Source organism: Streptomyces sp. N35 (assembly GCF_016464295.1).
In the GTDB taxonomy this organism is placed as follows: Bacteria; Actinomycetota; Actinomycetes; order Streptomycetales; family Streptomycetaceae; genus Streptomyces.
Window position 1 is genome coordinate 1 of record NZ_JAEIMH010000030.1, and the last position, 15277, is coordinate 15277.

17 protein-coding genes are annotated in these 15277 nt (G+C 72.9%); 7 read left to right on the top strand and 10 right to left on the bottom strand.

The features are described 5' to 3' along the window. The 3 genes from JAO81_RS18125 to JAO81_RS18135 form a co-directional block, all read left to right on the top strand. Positions 1–217 (top strand): hypothetical protein (locus tag JAO81_RS18125; RefSeq protein WP_233415549.1); only part of this gene is annotated, 217 nt, incomplete at its 5' end. Between the two features lie 98 nt (positions 218–315). Beyond that, positions 316–1191, top strand: a complete 876-nt coding sequence (locus tag JAO81_RS18130; protein WP_199548908.1) for an aminoglycoside phosphotransferase family protein — start codon at positions 316–318, stop codon at positions 1189–1191. A 237-nt stretch (positions 1192–1428) separates the two neighbouring features. Further along, positions 1429–2211, top strand: a complete 783-nt coding sequence (locus tag JAO81_RS18135; protein ID WP_199548909.1) for a TSUP family transporter — start codon at positions 1429–1431, stop codon at positions 2209–2211. 33 nt (positions 2212–2244) lie between these two features. On the opposite strand, the gene JAO81_RS18140 is transcribed toward JAO81_RS18135, so the two are convergent. The 4 genes from JAO81_RS18140 to soxR form a co-directional block, all read right to left on the bottom strand. Continuing rightward, positions 2245–2871, bottom strand: a complete 627-nt coding sequence (locus tag JAO81_RS18140; protein WP_199548980.1) for a class F sortase — start codon at positions 2869–2871, stop codon at positions 2245–2247. Between the two features lie 187 nt (positions 2872–3058). After that, entirely contained in the window at positions 3059–3586 is a 528-nt protein-coding gene (locus tag JAO81_RS18145) for a hypothetical protein (protein WP_199548910.1), read from the bottom strand. Between the two features lie 297 nt (positions 3587–3883). Then, positions 3884–4666, bottom strand: coding sequence for an aminotransferase class IV (locus JAO81_RS18150; RefSeq protein WP_199548911.1), 783 nt, complete (start codon positions 4664–4666; stop codon positions 3884–3886). A 31-nt stretch (positions 4667–4697) separates the two neighbouring features. Next, complete coding sequence (soxR, locus tag JAO81_RS18155) at positions 4698–5192, bottom strand: redox-sensitive transcriptional activator SoxR (RefSeq protein WP_199548912.1); 495 nt, start codon at positions 5190–5192, stop codon at positions 4698–4700. A 53-nt stretch (positions 5193–5245) separates the two neighbouring features. Here soxR and JAO81_RS18160 point away from each other — a divergent pair, with 53 nt between their 5' ends. Further along, entirely contained in the window at positions 5246–5863 is a 618-nt protein-coding gene (locus JAO81_RS18160) for an NADPH-dependent FMN reductase (protein ID WP_233415551.1), read from the top strand. Between the two features lie 86 nt (positions 5864–5949). Here JAO81_RS18160 and JAO81_RS18165 read toward each other — a convergent pair whose 3' ends face one another. Both JAO81_RS18165 and JAO81_RS18170 read right to left on the bottom strand, forming a co-directional pair. Next, positions 5950–7203, bottom strand: coding sequence for a HAMP domain-containing sensor histidine kinase (locus JAO81_RS18165; protein WP_199548914.1), 1254 nt, complete (start codon positions 7201–7203; stop codon positions 5950–5952). Then, positions 7200–7949 carry a hypothetical protein gene (locus JAO81_RS18170; RefSeq protein WP_199548915.1) on the bottom strand — a complete coding sequence of 250 codons (750 nt, stop codon included), beginning with the start codon at positions 7947–7949 and terminating at the stop codon, positions 7200–7202. Before JAO81_RS18170 ends, JAO81_RS18165 begins: the two co-directional genes overlap by 4 nt. A 239-nt stretch (positions 7950–8188) precedes the next feature. Between JAO81_RS18170 and cutA the strand changes: the two genes are divergently transcribed. Next, positions 8189–8572, top strand: coding sequence for a divalent-cation tolerance protein CutA (cutA, locus tag JAO81_RS18175; protein ID WP_199548981.1), 384 nt, complete (start codon positions 8189–8191; stop codon positions 8570–8572). Beyond that, on the top strand, positions 8569–9057 hold the full coding sequence (locus JAO81_RS18180) for a gamma-glutamylcyclotransferase family protein (protein WP_307813454.1): 489 nt from the start codon (positions 8569–8571) through the stop codon (positions 9055–9057). Before cutA ends, JAO81_RS18180 begins: the two co-directional genes overlap by 4 nt. Before the next feature lie 30 nt (positions 9058–9087). Here the strand turns inward: JAO81_RS18180 and JAO81_RS18185 are convergent, their stop codons facing one another. The 4 genes from JAO81_RS18185 to JAO81_RS18200 all read right to left on the bottom strand — a co-directional run bounded on the left by JAO81_RS18185 (position 9088) and on the right by JAO81_RS18200 (position 14329). Further along, positions 9088–11292 carry a molybdopterin oxidoreductase family protein gene (locus JAO81_RS18185; protein ID WP_199548916.1) on the bottom strand — a complete coding sequence of 735 codons (2205 nt, stop codon included), beginning with the start codon at positions 11290–11292 and terminating at the stop codon, positions 9088–9090. A gap of 138 nt (positions 11293–11430) precedes the next feature. Next, positions 11431–12198, bottom strand: a complete 768-nt coding sequence (locus tag JAO81_RS18190; RefSeq protein ID WP_199548917.1) for a glucose 1-dehydrogenase — start codon at positions 12196–12198, stop codon at positions 11431–11433. Between the two features lie 167 nt (positions 12199–12365). Continuing rightward, entirely contained in the window at positions 12366–12977 is a 612-nt protein-coding gene (locus JAO81_RS18195; RefSeq protein WP_233415557.1) for a vancomycin high temperature exclusion protein, read from the bottom strand. A 251-nt stretch (positions 12978–13228) separates the two neighbouring features. Then, the gene (locus JAO81_RS18200; RefSeq protein ID WP_199548918.1) at positions 13229–14329 is read right to left on the bottom strand and encodes a hypothetical protein; all 1101 of its coding nucleotides are present in this window, start codon (positions 14327–14329) and stop codon (positions 13229–13231) included. Between the two features lie 294 nt (positions 14330–14623). Between JAO81_RS18200 and JAO81_RS18205 the strand changes: the two genes are divergently transcribed. After that, on the top strand, positions 14624–15277 hold a 654-nt coding region (locus tag JAO81_RS18205; protein ID WP_199548984.1), incomplete at its 3' end, for a sirohydrochlorin chelatase.

Sequence of the window (15277 nt, forward strand, 5' to 3'; positions counted from 1 at the left end):
CGCCCCCAGGCCCGAGAACGGAACCCTCACCCCCATGGCCCGCCACCGCAAGCCCGCCTCCGGCCCCACCCACCAGGCCCGCCGCAGACTCGCCGCCTCGCTCGCGGGCGCCAGCGCCTTGGCCGCCACCCTGCTCACCCTGTCCATGGACCCCTCCGCCCCACCCGCCCCCGACCGACTGCCCGCAGGGCCGGCCCAACCGCAGGCCGCACCCTGAGTCGGCAGCACGAAATCCCCTCGACAAGCGGACGCGTAAAGCACTGTGATGACCCCAACCGCCCGCCGCAGGGCGCGGGTCGAGGTCAGGAGCTGCAGTTGGCCGGTACGGACATCCGCCCCGAGATCACCACGGCGCTGGTCAGGCGGCTGGTCGACACGCAGTTCCCGCAGTGGTCCGGGCTGCCCCTCACGCTCCTGGACCCGGCCGGCTCCGACCATGTGATCCATCGTCTCGGGGACGAGCTGTCCGTGCGCCTTCCCCGCCAGGCCGGAGCCATCGGGCAGGCCGCCAAGGAAGCGCACTGGCTGCCCCGGCTCGCGCCGCACCTGCCGCTGCCCGTCCCCGTTCCGGTGGCGGTGGGGGAGCCGGGCCTCGGCTACCCGTGGCCGTGGGCGGTGACCCGGTGGCTGGACGGTGAGGCGGCGACCGCCGAGACCCTGGGCGACTCGACCGAGGCCGCCGTCGAACTGGCCCACTTCCTTGTCGCCCTGCAGCAGTTCACGACCGAGGGCACCTCGCCGGACCTCTCCGGCGCGCCACTGGCGGCCCGCGACCAGGACACACGCGCCGCCATCGCCGAGACCGACGGCGTCTTCGACGCCGAGGCGATGACCGCGCTGTGGGACGAAGCGCTCCACGCCCCCGGCCGGCAGGGCCCGCCGGTCTGGTTCCACGGCGACTTCCACACGGGCAATCTGCTCACCGTCGACGGCCGCCTCGGCGCGGTCATCGACTTCGGCGGCCTCGGTGTAGGTGACCCGGCCCCCGATCTGATGATCGCGTTCACGCTGCTGTCCGCCGACTGCCGGGCCGCCTTCCGTACGGCGCTCGGTGTGGACGACGCCACCTGGCTGCGGGGGCGCGGCTGGGCCCTGGCCACCGGACTGAACGCCTACACCGCGTACGCCGCCGTCAGCCCCCGTATCGCCGCACAGACCACCCGTCAGATCACCGCGGCCCTCACCGGCTGAGACGCCTCGCACCGACCGCGGCCACTGACGCCTCGAACCGACAGCGGCCGCCAGGACACCTCGCGCCGACCGCGGCCGCGGCCGCCGACACCCCGCACCGACCGCGGCCACCGGCACCCCGCACCCACCGCCGCCACCGGCACCCCCCACCGACCGCGCCCGCGAAGCTCAGAACTCCCTCAAGCCATGGCCATTTCGATGGACGGGGCACCTATCCCGTGACTTAAGGTCGCGATCATGCCCGACATACCCCTGACCGTCATCGTCCTGCTCTGCCTCGCCGCCGCGGCGGCCGGCTGGATCGATGCGGTGGTGGGCGGCGGGGGACTGCTGCTGCTTCCCGCGCTGCTCGTCGGGCTCCCGGCCGGCACCCAAGCGACCACCGCGCTCGGCACCAACAAGGCGGTGGCGATCGTCGGCACGACCGGCGCGGCCGTCACCTATGTCCGCAAGACACCGATCGACGTCCGTACGGCGATCCGCATCGGACTCGCCGCCCTGGCCGGTTCGATGGGCGGCGCCGCGCTCGCGGCCGGGATGAGCACCGAGGTCCTGAAGCCGATCGTCATGGTGGTGCTGCTCGGTGTCGCCGCCTTCGTGATCCTCAAGCCCTCCTTCGGCTCCGCGCCCGCCACGGGACCGGCCACCCGCCGGCAGATCTGGGCCGCGATCGGGATCGCCGGTCTCGGCATCGGCTTCTACGACGGGCTCATCGGACCCGGCACCGGCACGTTCCTCGTCCTGGCCCTGACCGCCGTACTCGGCCTCGACCTGGTCCGTGCCTCGGCCACCGCGAAGATCGCCAACGTCTGCACCAACGCCGGCGCCCTCGGGATCTTCGCCTGGCAGGGCGCGGTCCTGTGGCAACTGGCCGCCCTGATGGCCGTCTTCAACCTCGCGGGCGGCACGGTGGGCGCCCACACCGCGCTCAAGAAGGGCAGCGGGTTCGTGCGGATCGTGCTGCTCGTCGTCGTGTTCTCGCTCGTGGCGACCATGGCGTACGAGCAGTGGTTCAAGTGACCGGGCGAAGCGGCGCCCCGCACCCGTCACGGGTCAGCGCACACCGGTGAGGTGGGCGAAGACGACCACGTTCCCCAGATAGCCGGTCTTCTTCGAGTAGCCGCCGCCACAGGTGATCACCCGCAGTTCGGGGCGCTTCGCCGCGCCGTACACCTTGTCGTCGGGGAAGGCGCGGCTGTCGTAGACCTCGACCGCGTCGACCGTGAACACGGCGGTCCGGCCGTCGGTACGGCGGACCTCGACCGTCTGGCCCTTCTTCAGGGCGCCGAGCGCGTAGAAGACGGAGGGGCCCTCGGCGTTGTCCACATGGCCCGCCACGATCGCGGTGCCGCGGTCGCCGGGCGTCGTGCCGGACTCGTACCAGCCGGCCAGGTCGCGCCGTGCGGCGGGCGGTACTTCGAGGCTTCCGTCCTTGGTCAGACCGAGGCCGGTCAGCGGGGCGTCGACCTTGATCGACGGGATGGTTATACGGGTGGGCGGGGACGGCGGCAGCGCGGGCGCACCGGCCTCCTGGGCGGGCGGCCCGCCACCGTCGGCGGCCTGGGCGGCGGACGGCTGGGGCGGCGGTGTGCTGGCGGTGCCGTGCTGAAGGAGCCACACCCCGCAGCCGAGCGCGAGCACGGTCACCGCGGCTATCGCCACGTTCAGCGAGCGCCGCACCCCGGGGCCGCGCCCGCTCGTACCTCCGGGGCCGGAGGAGTCGTACGCCATCGTGCCCCCTCAGTGGGTTCGTCGGCCGCGCCCTGAGCGCCTGATCCAGGGCCCCTCGTCCCCCTCCGGGCCGCGTGCGGTCGCGTCGTCGGAGGGGGCGGGGGCGGCGGTACCGGTGGACAGCGGAGGGTGTCCGTCAGATCCCGTCGCCTCTCGCCCGGCGATGCAGGAGCCAGGTACCGCCCGCGGCGGCGACGGCCAGGGCCGCCACACCCGCCGCGGTCTGCACGGGGTCGGGGCCGAGTGCGCCGCCGACCCCCGTCTTCACATGTCCCTTCGGAGTGATCTGCTGCTTGCCGGTGGCCGTGAGCGTGACGATCAGATCGCCCGACACCTCCGCGCCGCCCGCGCACTTCGCCCGGATCGCGTACGTGCCGGGCGAGGCCGAGTTCGGCACCGTGAACCGGCCCACCGCGTCCTGGGCGTGGGTGGTGGGCTGCAGTTTGAAGCCGCCGGCGCCCACGGCGCTGGCGTCACCGGCCGCGGTGCCGCTGGTGCCGCAGGCGGGGGTGTTCGCCGTGACCGTCGCGCCCGGAGTGACGCTCGTCGGGTACAGCTCGAGCGACCCGGTGCCCGTGCTGTCCGCGACTGCCGGCGCCGCCGCCAAGCCGGCCGACAGAGCGAGTGCGGATGCTGCGAACAGACGGGTGGCGGCGATGCGCATGGGGCTTCCTCCGGCAGCGCGCGGCCCGCAGCACCCCCTGTGCCGCCGTCTCGGTCGCGCCCTTGCTTATGAGGAAAGTGGCACTCGGCCCCGTACGCCTGTCGACCATGCGTCAGATGCCCGCGGTGTCGGCCGCCCCGGGCCGGTGCCCGAGGAGTTCCAGCAGGTCATCGCCGTGCGCGTACGGGCTTGGACGAGTTGGCCGCGGCGCCTGTGAACGGGTGACGCCGCCCGGAGTGACGGAGGATGCCGCTCGGAGCGACGGGTGACGACGCTCGGAGCGACGGGTGACGACGCTCAGAGCGTGTCCCAGGGGACCGCCGCGTAGATCTCCCCGAGCCGGTCCATCAGCTTCTCGTCGACGGCGAACGGGGTGTCGTCGATCCGGCTGACGGGCGCGAGCCCCTGGGAGTTGGTGACGAAGGCCGCCCGGAAGGCGCCGAGGCCGTCGAGGGTGACCCGCGCGCGGCGCGAGGGCAGCCCGGCCGCGTCGAGCCGCGGCTCGATCAGCTGCATCGTGATGCCGTCGAGGGAAGGACCGGCAGGCCAGACGACACCGGTGTCGTCGAGGAAGCCGATATTGGTGACGGCCCCTTCGAGGACCGTGCCGTCGTCCTCGACGAGCAGCGCGTCGTCGAACCCGGCGGCCCGGGCCCGCTGCCCGTAGTAGCCCTGCCCGAACCCGCCGAGGTGCTTGATGTGCGCGGCCGGCCGCCGGTACGCGACCGACTGCAGCGCCTGCGCCGCGGCGGACATCCGCTGCGGACCGCGCACCGTGACCATGACTGTCGGGGCGGTCTCGGGGCAGTGCACGTAGACGCGTACGGAGGCGTCGCGGTACTCGTCCCCGAGCGCCTGCCGGATCAGGGCGTGCACCCGCTCACCGTCGAGCTCCTTCTCCCACAGGTCGTACGTCGCCTTCCGCAGCCGCTCCAGATGCAGCGCGAGCCCCTGGGTGGCGCCGCCGCGCACTTGGAGCGCGGTGAAGTGCCCGTACCCGGTGGTGGCGGGGTGCAGCAGGGACTCGGTGTCGGCGGGGCGGCCGTCGATCTCGATACGGAGCAGGGGGAGAGGGGTCATGGGGGAACGGTAGACGTGCCGCCCGTCGGAGTCAGCCCTCGGTCCCGCGCTGTGCCGGTGTGCGGGCCGGGTCCTCCTCCAGGAGCCGGCGCGGTCCCGGCCCGTGGGCGCCGAGTTCGTCGTACGGGTTCGAAAGGCGGCAGCGGTCGATCGACAGACAGCCGCAGCCGATGCAGTCCGTCAGGTTGTCCCGCAGCCGCTGCAGCGTCCGGATCCGTTGGTCCAGGTCCTCGCGCCAGCACTCCGAGATCCGCGCCCAGTCCTCACGGGTCGGGGTGCGGTCCTCGGGCAGCAGCGCGAGCACCTCGCGGATGGTGGCGAGCGGGATGCCGAGCTTCTGCGAGGTGCGGATGAAGGCGACGCGGCGCAAGGTGTCGCGGCTGTAGCGCCGCTGGTTGCCGGTGGTCCGGCGGGAGGTGATCAGGCCTTCGCGTTCGTAGAACCTGAGCGCGGACGGGGCGACTCCGCTGCGCTCGGCCAGTTCTCCGACGGTGGCTTCCGGGGCGTTCCAGGCGAGTGCGGTCATGCCCGCAAGGCTAGCTTGACCTGAACCTTGGTTTAAGTATGAGGCTGGACCGCATGACAACCGTTGCTGAACCCGCAGCCCTGTCCGTCGCCGCCGACCGCTCCCCGGTGAAGCTCGCCGTGGTGATCGGCTCCAACCGGCACGGCCGCTTCGGTCCCGTGATCGCCGACTGGTTCCTCTCCCGGGCCCGCGCACGTGCCGACCTCGACATCGAGGTCGTGGACCTGGCCGAGCACGACCTGCCCACCGCCCTGTCCCACCAGCCTTCCGCCGAAGTCCAGGAGCGGCTCGCCGCCGTGACCCCGAAGCTGGCCGCCGCCGACGCCTTCGTGGTGCTCACCCCCGAGTACAACCACTCGTTCCCGGCCGCCCTCAAGAACCTCATCGACTGGCACTTCACCGAATGGCAGGCCAAGCCCGTCGGCTTCGTCTCGTACGGCGGAGTCTCCGGCGGTCTGCGCGCGGTCGAGCAACTGCGGGCGGTCTTCGCCGAGTTGCACGCCGTCACCGTCCGCGACACCGTCTCCTTCCACAACGCCTTCGGCGACTTCGACGAGCAGGGCGGCCACCGCGATCCGACCGGGTGCGACGCCGCGGCGAAGCTGCTGCTCGACCGGCTGACGTGGTGGGCGCTGGCCCTGCGCGAGGCCAAGGCGGTGCGCCCGTACTGACGTGGCCCGTCAGCCGTCGGGCCCGAACCGACGCGGTGACTCAACCCTCGGGCCCGTACCGACTCAGCCCTCGGCCCCGTACCGACTCAACCCTCGGGAAGGACGACGGTGGCCGTCGCGCCGCCGTCGTCCGCATTGCTCAACTCGACCCGTGCGCCGATCACTTCGGCCTGCCCGAGCGCGATGGTCAGACCGAGCCCGGTGCCCTGGCCGCGCTCCTTGGCGCCGGTCAGGAAGCGCTGCGGCCCCTCGTCGAGCACATGCCCGGGGAAGCCGGGGCCGTGGTCGCGCACCGTCACCGAGGCGCCCGACACGAGGATCTCGACCGGGGCCGAACCGTGGCGTCGCGCGTTCACGATCAAGTTGGCCAGGATGCGCTCCAGGCGCCGTGCGTCGGTCCGCACCAGCGCATCCGTGCCGCCGGTGAACTCGGCTTTGTACCCGGCCCGTTGAATGATCCCCTCCACCAGCTTCCCGAGTGGATGCAGCTCCAGGTCGGGCTGCTCGATCCGCGCGTCGAGCCGGGCCACTTCGAGCAGATCCTCGGTGAGCGTGCGCAGCGCGGCCACCCGGTTGCGTACGAGTTCGGTGGGCCGTCCCGGCGGCAGCAGTTCGGCGGCGGTCTGCAGTCCGGTCAGCGGGGTGCGCAGTTCATGGGCGACGTCCGCGGTGAACCGCTGCTCGGCCTCGAGGCGTTGCTGCAGCGTCGTGGCCATCGTGTCCACCGCGCAGGCGAGTTCGGCCACTTCGTCCTTCGTACGAGGCGGGCGCGGGTGGTTGATCCGGGCGTCCAGATCGCCTCCGCTGATCTTGCGCGCCGTGGCCGCCGCGGTCCGCAGATCGCGGCTCACCCGGCTGGCCAGGGCGCCGCCGCCGAGTGCCGCGAGCGCCACGACGACCGTGCCCCAGGCGATCAACTGCCTGTCCAGGTCCCGTAGTTCGTTGCGCACCTCGTCGAGCGGGAGCTTGACCGAGAGCACCGACTTCTCACCGATCGGCCGCGCCGCCCAGACCGCCGGATGCCTGGCGTCCAGCTCCAGATAGGTCGTCCGCCGCCGCTGCAGGGCAGCCTTGCGCAGGGGTGACGGCAGGGCGGGGGAGTCGACCGCGGCCGCCGAGTCCTCGTGGTCGACACTGCCGGTCGCCACGTACACCTTCCGTACGCGGACCAGTTCGGCGGTCGCGTCGGCCCGCGCCTGGTCGGAGACCTGCTCGTAGCGGGCGTGGTGGATCAGGCCGCCGATCGCGAGCGCCACCAGGGCGCAGCCGGAGGCGAGCAGCGCGGCGATCTTCCAGCGCAGGCCGAGACCGTTGAGCCTGGCGCGCATCCGGCGGGTCATCGGCCGGACTCTTCGCGGGATCCGTCGGCGGGCCCGTCCGCGGACCCGTCGGCGGACCCGTCCGTGGGGCAGGGGCGGGTGTGCTCGCGCGGGTGCTGGGTCGAGGGGGAGGCGGACTGGTTGCGCGGATAGGTCGTGGTGTCGCTGAGCGCGGCGAGCTGCACCCCGTTCCAGTGGTAGCGCACGGCGTTCTCGCCGCCGTCCTTCGGGGTGCGCAGGAGCAGATCGCTGCCGACCGTCTCGATGCACGGCCGCTGACCGCCGGACTTGAGGATGCGGTACGCCTTGCCGTCGCGTGCCGTGTAGACCGCGACGACCGTACGTCCGGAGGGGGTGTCGACGGCGATGACCAGTTCGGGCCGGCCGTCCCCGGTCAGATCGACGAGGTGCGACGGCCGGATGCCGGAGCGGCCCGGTCCGGAGATGTCACGGAGCCGGGCGTAGCCGCGCATGTCCGGGTCCGCGCGGAGCACATCGCGTACGGCCGTCTTGGCGAAACCGTCCTCGGGCACGGAAAGACCCTTGAGTGCCGCCGGTGGTTCCTGGCCTGCCGAGCCGTCGCCGAGCGCTTTCGGCAGCGACTGCGACCAGGCCGGCCATACGGCCTCGGGGTGCGGCTGCTCGGATACGGCGGGGGCCGGAGTGCCCGCGTCGAGACCGTTGCGGTCCCCGCAGCCCGCGAGCAGCGCGGCAGCCAGGGCGGCTACGGCCACGGCCTGCGGCAGGTGGCGGGAACGGGAGTTCATGGTGTGCGGTCCAGGTAGGTCTCGCGGGCTCCGGAGCGGGGGGTGGTGGCCGACCAGGGGGATGCCGGGGATTCGGCGAGGGGTCGGCCACCACAATGGAACGGTAAAGGGCGTGCATCACGAAAACCCGCCCGTTATGTAACAGTCAGGGCCAGTAGTGACGAACGCTGACAAATAGGGACTTTCGTCCTGGGGTTCCAGGGCAACTCGGCTGCGGAAGGGAAGGCGTGGACGTGAGTATGGGCACGGGTGCGGGGGACGGTACGGGAGGCAAGGGCGAGGGCGGCGAGGAGCTGTCCGTGGCCTCCGGTGTGTGGACGGTTCTGACGACGACGGACGCGGCGCTCAAGGCCCAACTGCTCGCGCGCGGTGCGGTCGACGCACGGCTCGCGGCCTGTGCGCAGATCTCCGCGCCGGTCACGTCGGTGTACCGCTGGGCGGGGAAGATCGAGACGTCCGAGGAGTGGCAGATCCTGTTCAAGACCACGGCGGAGCGCTATCCGCTCCTGCAGGAGTGGCTCCAGGAGGCGCACGACTACGACACCCCCGAGATCATCGCGACCCCGGTCGCGGCGGGCAGCGCGGCGTATCTGGACTGGGTCCGCAGCGAGACGACTCCGTGAGAGGGGCCGACGGGGCGGAAATACTGCCGTTGGGGGCGGAGACACTGCCGTTCTTCGTGTACGGGACGCTGCGGCCGGGCGAGTACAACCACCGGCGGTTCCTGCGGGGCCGGATCGTCGCCGCCGAACCGGCGCGCTGGGTGGGGGCGGAGCTGTACGAGGGTCCGGGCTACCCGTACGCGATCGAGGGCACCGGCACCGGCATCAGCGCCGGCATCGGCACTGGCACCGGCACCGTCCACGGCGAGATCGTGACCCCGGCCCCGCAGGAGTACCCCCAACTCCTCGCGCTGCTCGACCGCTTGGAGGACTACGTCCCCGGCGACCCGGACAACGACTACGAACGCGTGGCCCGCACCGTCGAGACGGCCACGGGGCCGGTGCGGGCCTGGGTGTACGTGGCGGCGCCCGCGGTCGCGGCGCGTCTGCGGGCCGCGGGGCGGGTGCTGCCGGGCGGTGACTGGCTTACGCGGGCGCGGAGTTGACCTAGGGCCTGTCTCCTTGGTCCCCGCGGATCAAGGAGGCAGGCCCTGGTCGGGCTGGTGCGCGGGGGGGTCCCGGGGGACGGCGCAGACCTTGAACTCCGGCATACGGGAGGTCGGGTCAAGGGCCGGGTTGGTGAGGGTGTTGGCCCGGCCCTCGCCCGCCCAGTGGAACGGCATGAACACCGTGTCCGCCCGTATCCCCGTGGTGATCCGCGCCGGGGCCACGGCTCTGCCCCGGCGCGAGACCACCGCGACCGGGTCGCCCTCACCGACCCCGATGCGGTCCGCGAGCCGCGGATGCAGCTGGACGAAGGGTCCGGGGGCTGCCGCGTTCAGCTCCGGTACGCGGCGGGTCTGGGCGCCCGACTGGTACTGCGCGAGCACGCGCCCCGTGGTCAGCACCACCGGGTACTCGGCGTCCGTCTCCTCGGCGGCCGGCCGGTGCGTCACCGCGGCGAAGCGTGCGCGGCCGTCGGGCGTGGCGAAGCGGTCGAGGAACAGGCGGGGGGTGCCCGGGTGTCGGGCGCCCGGCGCCGTGGCGGGTTCAGGGTCGGTGCCGCCCCCCGAGACGGCACCGTCCGTGAGGTCGAGCGTCACGGTCTCCCCGTTCTCGGGGCAGGGCCAGAACACCCCGTCCTCCTCGGCGAGCCGCCGGTAGGTGATCCCCGAGTAGTCCGCCGCGCCGCCCGCGCTCGCCCGCCGCAGCTCCTCGAAGACCTCTTCGGGATCGGTCGGGAACCCCTTCTCCACCCCGAGCCGCGCCGCGAGTTCACTCAGCACGTCCAGATCGCTCCGTACCCCTGAAGGCGCCGTCACCGCGCGCCGCCGCAGCAGTACGCGGCCCTCCAGATTGGTGAGCGTGCCCGTCTCCTCGGCCCACTGCGTCACCGGCAGCACCACATCGGCGAGCGCCGCGGTCTCGGAGAGCACCACATCGGCCACGGCGAGGAAGTCGAGCGAACGCAGCCGCTGCTCGACGTGCGCGGCACGCGGCGCGGACACGACCGGGTTGGAGGCCATCAGGACCAGGGACTTGATGTCACCGCCGAGCGCGTCGAGCAGCTCGTACGCGCTGCGCCCCGGCCGGGGCAGCGACTCGGGCGCGACGCCCCACACCTCGGCGACATGGGCCCGGGCCGCGGGATCGGCGAGATCCCGGTAGCCCGGCAACTGGTCGGCCTTCTGGCCGTGTTCACGCCCGCCCTGCCCGTTCCCCTGGCCCGTCAGACAGCCGTATCCCGACAGCGGGCGGCCCGCACGGCCCGTCGCCAGGCACAGGTTGATCCACGCGCCGACCGTGTCCGTGCCCTTCGCCTGCTGCTCGGGGCCGCGCGCGGTCAGCACCATGGCGTTCTCGGGCGCGCAGAACATCTCCACCGCACGCCGCAGTTGAGGCACCGGCACCCCGGTGATCCGCTCGACGAGCTCGGGCCAGTGCGCCATCACCGCGGGGCGGGCGCCCTCCCAGCCGCTGGTCCGCCCGGCGATGAACGCCTCGTCGGTACGCCCCTGCGTCACCACCAGATGCAGCATCCCGAGCGCCAGCGCGAGATCCGTGCCCGGGCGCGGCGCCAGATGCAGATCCGCCTGTTCGGCCGTCTTGGTCCGGCGGGGATCGATCACGATCAGCGTGCCGCCGTTCTCCCTCAGCTCGGTGAAGTACCGCAGCGCGGGCGGCATCGTCTCGGCGAGATTCGAGCCGACGAGAATCACACACCCCGTACGCGGAATGTCCTCCAGCGGGAACGGCAGCCCCCGGTCGACCCCGAATGCCTTGCGCCCCGCCGCCGCGGCCGATGACATGCAGAAACGCCCGTTGTAGTCGATCTGCGAGGTGCCGAGCACGACCCGCGCGAACTTCCCCAGCGCGTACGCCTTCTCGTTGGTCAGACCGCCGCCCCCGAACACCGCGACGGCGTCCGCCCCGTACTCGTCCCGGGTCCCCCGCAGACGTCCGGCGATCACTCCGAGCGCCTCGTCCCAGCTCGCGGGCGCGAGCTCACCCGTCTCCGGGTCCCTGACCAGCGGCTCGGTCAGCCGTGCCGCGCGATCGAGCAGTGCGGGAGCGGTGCGCCCCTTCCCGCACAGGGCGCCCCGGTTCACGGGGAACTCCGCCCGCTCGACCACCTCCACGCGCCCGCCGTCCACGGTCAGCCCCATGCCGCACTGCAGCGCGCAGTACGGACAGTGCGTGAGGGTCGGCCGGGCGGTGTCGGACGGTGCGAGGTTCGGCATACGCCCAGCGTGCGACGCCGGTGTTACGCCCCGCACCCGTCGGCGTTACGTAGCGGGTACGGCGGGCTCAGCGGGGTGGGGGCCCGGTGGTGAGGGCGCCTTCGCAGGGGCCTGTGCTCGGGGTGCGGAGCCCTCGGCTCACCGGGCCGTCAGCGCGCGGACCGTGGGTCCCGCCGTCCAGCCGCCGTCCACCGCCAGTTCCGCGCCCGTCATGTACGCCGCCGCGTCGGAGAGCAGGAACGTCACCGCCGACGCGATCTCCCGCGGTACGCCGACCCGGCCCATCGGGGTGCCCGGGTAGCCGCCCTCGCCGGGCTGGATCCCGAGACCCGCGGTCATGGGGGTGTAGGTCATGCCCGGGTGCACCGAGTTGACCCGGATCCTGGCCTCGGCCAGCTCGACCGCCCCGATTTTCGTCAGCCCCCGCACGCCCCACTTCGACGCCCCGTACCCCGCGGTGAGCGGCAGGCCGGTGAGGCCGGCCGCCGAGGAGATGTTCACGATCGAGCCGCCGCCGAGCTCGCGCAGGACGGGTATCGCGGTGCGCAGCCCGATGAACACGCCGACCAGGTTGATCTCGATCACCTGCCGGAAGTGGTCCACGGACTCGTTCTCGAGCAACTCGCCGGTAGCGACCCCGGCGTTGTTGACCAGCCCGTCCACCCGCCCGAACTCCGCGACCGCGTGGTCGAAAGCCGCCCGCCAGTCCGCCTCGCTCGTCACGTCGTGCCGCAGGAAGCGCGCGTCCTGCCCGAGCGAAGCCGCCGTGCCGGCGCCTTCCTTCTCCAGTACGTCGGTGATCAGGACCCTGCCGCCGCCGGCCACGGTCGCCTCGGCGATGGCGGCACCGAGCCCCCGGGCGCCGCCCGTCACGATCACGACCTTGCCGCTCAACTCCGCAGCCATGCGCCTACCTCCGCCTCGACTCCCGCGGTGACGCCGCGTCCCGGCGCCCAACCAGCCCTCCCCGTATGACTGTTAGGCATATGGGCGCGGGCCGCGTCAGTCTCCCAGCCGTCGCGCGAAATGTCAGCGGCGGGCCGGCAGGCAGATGCCGGCTCCTGTCGGCGCGGTCAGCGCTGCGTGCCGAGAGCCCGCCGCACCCCGTCCTCCCGCTCCCCGAGGTACCGCGGATCCCGCCCGAGCACCGCATCGCTCGCCCCCTTCCCGGACGCGAGCAACTCCCGTATGCCGCCGAAGTACCAGGTCGCGTCGTGCGGCTCGGCCACCCCGACTCCGTACGACGCGACGCCCGCCCGCTCGCACAGCGCGACGGCCCTGCGGATATGGAAGTCCTGGCTGATCAGCACGGCCCGGTCCACCCCGAAGATCTTCTTCGCGCGGACACAGGAGTCCCATGTGTCGAACCCCGCATAGTCGCTGACGATCCGCCGGTCGGGCACCCCGCGCTCGGTCAGATAGCGGCGCATCGCGTCCGGCTCGTCGTACTCCACCCGGCTGTTGTCCCCGGTGACCAGGACGACCTCGATCCGGCCCGACCGGTACAACTCCGCGGCCGCGTCCAGCCGATGCGCCAGATACGGCGAGGGCTCCCCGTCCCAAAGGCCGGCCCCGAACACCACGGCGACCGGCGTCTTCGGCGCCTGCGCCACATCCCCGACCCGCCCGGCCGCGGCGGCATGCATCCACGTCGACGGCAGCAGCGCGAGCACACACCCCAGCATCAGCGTCTGCAGAGCCCGCCGCTGTCCGCGCCGCGTGCGCAGCGCCCGCAGCAGCCGCGCCCCCAGCGCGCCGAGCCGCGCCCGCAGCGTGCCGAGTCGCGTCGGCACGGCACGCACCATTCCGGCCATCCGGCCGGCACCCGGCATCCGCATTCCCACCCCCGTTGTCGCCCTTACCTCTTGATCTACGCCCGTAGCGGCACCTTGGTTCCCCGCCGGCCGATTCGCCCTGTTTTCGTCCGCGGCCGCGATCAGCGAAGGAACGTCCGTACGCCATAGAAGATCTGCAGAAAGAGCGGTACGAGAAAACACGCTCCCGTCGCGACCGTCAGCACGATGTTGTCCGGCACGCCCGTACCCAGGAGCACCGGCCGCTGCAGCAGGAACACCCCGGCCACGATCGCCCCGTACACCGTCTGCGCCCACGGCGCCCAGGCCTGTTCATGCAGGTCGTCGTCCTCCGCGGCCAGCGTGAGCGGCAGCCCGAAGGCGAGCGTGACGACGAACAGGATGATCAGCAGGAACAGGTTGTGCTCACCGGGCCCGCGCGCGGGGAACAGCTCCCAGCGCGGCTCCGCGCGCACCGCCACCTCGTCCGTCTCGTCGACATACGCACCCCACCCCGGCTGACCGGGCGCCCACAGCAGCTCGACGCGGTCGCCCCGCTGCGGCTTCCCCTCCGTATAGGCCTGGCGGGCCCACAACGGCTCTTCGGCGTCCGGCACTTGGAGCACCAGATCCGAGCTGTAGCCGTACAGCGCACCTTCGCTGTCGCGGTCCTCCCTGACGTCACGAGGCTTCTCGGCCACGGTGCCGACGGCCGCCACGGCGCCCTCCTGCTGCATCCGCGCGACCAGCCCGTCCTCGTTCAGGCCGGACCCGAGCAGTCCGAAGACGGCCGCGGTGGTGACGGCGACCGGTATCAGCGCGAGGCATCGCCGCACTTTCACCCAGACCGGCGAGCTGAGCGGGCCTTCCGGCTCCTCCTGCGGCCACCACCGCTCCCGCAGCATGGCCCTGTACTCGGCGTTCTCGGTGTCCTCCGGGTCCCTGTCGCTCTCGCCCTGCTTGGCCAGTGAGACGCGCGCCGACACGGAGACCGGCTTCGGCACATACGGCCAGCGCCAGGACACCTCGTCCACGCCCTTGCGTACCCACAGCAGAACGGGCCGCCCCACCGCACACCCCGCCGCGACCCAGCCCCAGGTCAGCGCCCCGTCGAGCGGCGGCGGACCGCTCAGCGCGCCGAGCGCCAGGATGCCGGCGACCGAGGCGGCCGCCCACGTCCCGACCCCGCACAGCCGCACGCCCCATGTCAGCGCGCCGTACAGCAGGTAGACGAACTTCCCCATGCGCCCCCGGACCCCCACCCCTCGGAGCACCGCCGCAACCGGCCCCCCACAGGCCGCACAGCACCCCCACGCCGTCCAGCATCCCGCAGGCCACTGACAATCCTTCGGGTGGGGAGGTGAACTCGGGGAAACCACCCGTCATCGCCACGCAACGACCCGGCAATGTGCGCCCGTCAGTCTTGTCCCATGACGGCTTCGAGCGCACGTTCCGCCTCTCGCATCGACGAGCCGCTGCCGCGCGAGATCACGTTCTCCGGCACCGCCGAGACCACACTCGACAGCACCGCGCAGCTCATGGGCCGGATCACCGCCCAGCTCGGCAGCCAGCTCAGCCACGTCGGCCTCGACGGCCGCCGGCACGCGGAAGCCGACCCCGCCCCGGCCCTGGTCCTGGTCGGCCACGGCAGCCGCAACCCCGCGACCCTCGCCACCGTCAAAGTGCTGCGCGAGCGCATCCGCGAACTGCGGCCCGGTCTGAGCGTGCGGCTCGGGCACATCGAGATCGACGAGCCGCTGCTCCCCGACACCCTCGCCGAGCTCGCCGCCGAAGGCACCGCGGAGGCCGTCCTCGTACCGCTGCTCCTGAGCCGCGGCTTCCACGTCAAGCACGATCTGCCCGCCGCCGCCCGCGCGGCCGCCCTGCGCACCCGGATCGCCGAGCCGCTCGGGGAGCACCCGCTCCTGATCGAGGCGCTGTACGACCGCCTCGTGGAGGCGGGCTGGCCCGGCGAGCAGCAGATGACCGAGCGGATACGGCGGAGCAGCGGCGTCGTCCTCGCCGCGGCCGGATCGCGCGATCCCGAATCGGCCGCCGGTACCCGCCGTATCGCGGGACAGCTCGCCGAACGGCTCGGCGTCCCGGTCGTCGCCGCCTACGCCTGCGCCGCGGCGCCCGCCGTTCCCCGCCCCGGCCCGGCGCCCCCGGCCCCCCGGCGGCCCCCGGGGGGC

Coding starts and splice junctions, on each gene's coding strand:
- JAO81_RS18135 (WP_199548909.1), top strand. CDS start 1,429: ATGCCCGACATACCCCTGACCGTCATCGTCCTGCTCTGCCTCGCCGCC.
- JAO81_RS18145 (WP_199548910.1), bottom strand. CDS start 3,586: ATGCGCATCGCCGCCACCCGTCTGTTCGCAGCATCCGCACTCGCTCTG.
- JAO81_RS18150 (WP_199548911.1), bottom strand. CDS start 4,666: ATGACCCCTCTCCCCCTGCTCCGTATCGAGATCGACGGCCGCCCCGCC.
- soxR (WP_199548912.1), bottom strand. CDS start 5,192: ATGACCGCACTCGCCTGGAACGCCCCGGAAGCCACCGTCGGAGAACTG.
- JAO81_RS18160 (WP_233415551.1), top strand. CDS start 5,246: ATGACAACCGTTGCTGAACCCGCAGCCCTGTCCGTCGCCGCCGACCGC.
- JAO81_RS18165 (WP_199548914.1), bottom strand. CDS start 7,203: ATGACCCGCCGGATGCGCGCCAGGCTCAACGGTCTCGGCCTGCGCTGG.
- JAO81_RS18170 (WP_199548915.1), bottom strand. CDS start 7,949: ATGAACTCCCGTTCCCGCCACCTGCCGCAGGCCGTGGCCGTAGCCGCC.
- cutA (WP_199548981.1), top strand. CDS start 8,189: ATGGGCACGGGTGCGGGGGACGGTACGGGAGGCAAGGGCGAGGGCGGC.
- JAO81_RS18185 (WP_199548916.1), bottom strand. CDS start 11,292: ATGCCGAACCTCGCACCGTCCGACACCGCCCGGCCGACCCTCACGCAC.
- JAO81_RS18190 (WP_199548917.1), bottom strand. CDS start 12,198: ATGGCTGCGGAGTTGAGCGGCAAGGTCGTGATCGTGACGGGCGGCGCC.
- JAO81_RS18195 (WP_233415557.1), bottom strand. CDS start 12,977: ATGCTGGGGTGTGTGCTCGCGCTGCTGCCGTCGACGTGGATGCATGCC.
- JAO81_RS18200 (WP_199548918.1), bottom strand. CDS start 14,329: ATGGGGAAGTTCGTCTACCTGCTGTACGGCGCGCTGACATGGGGCGTG.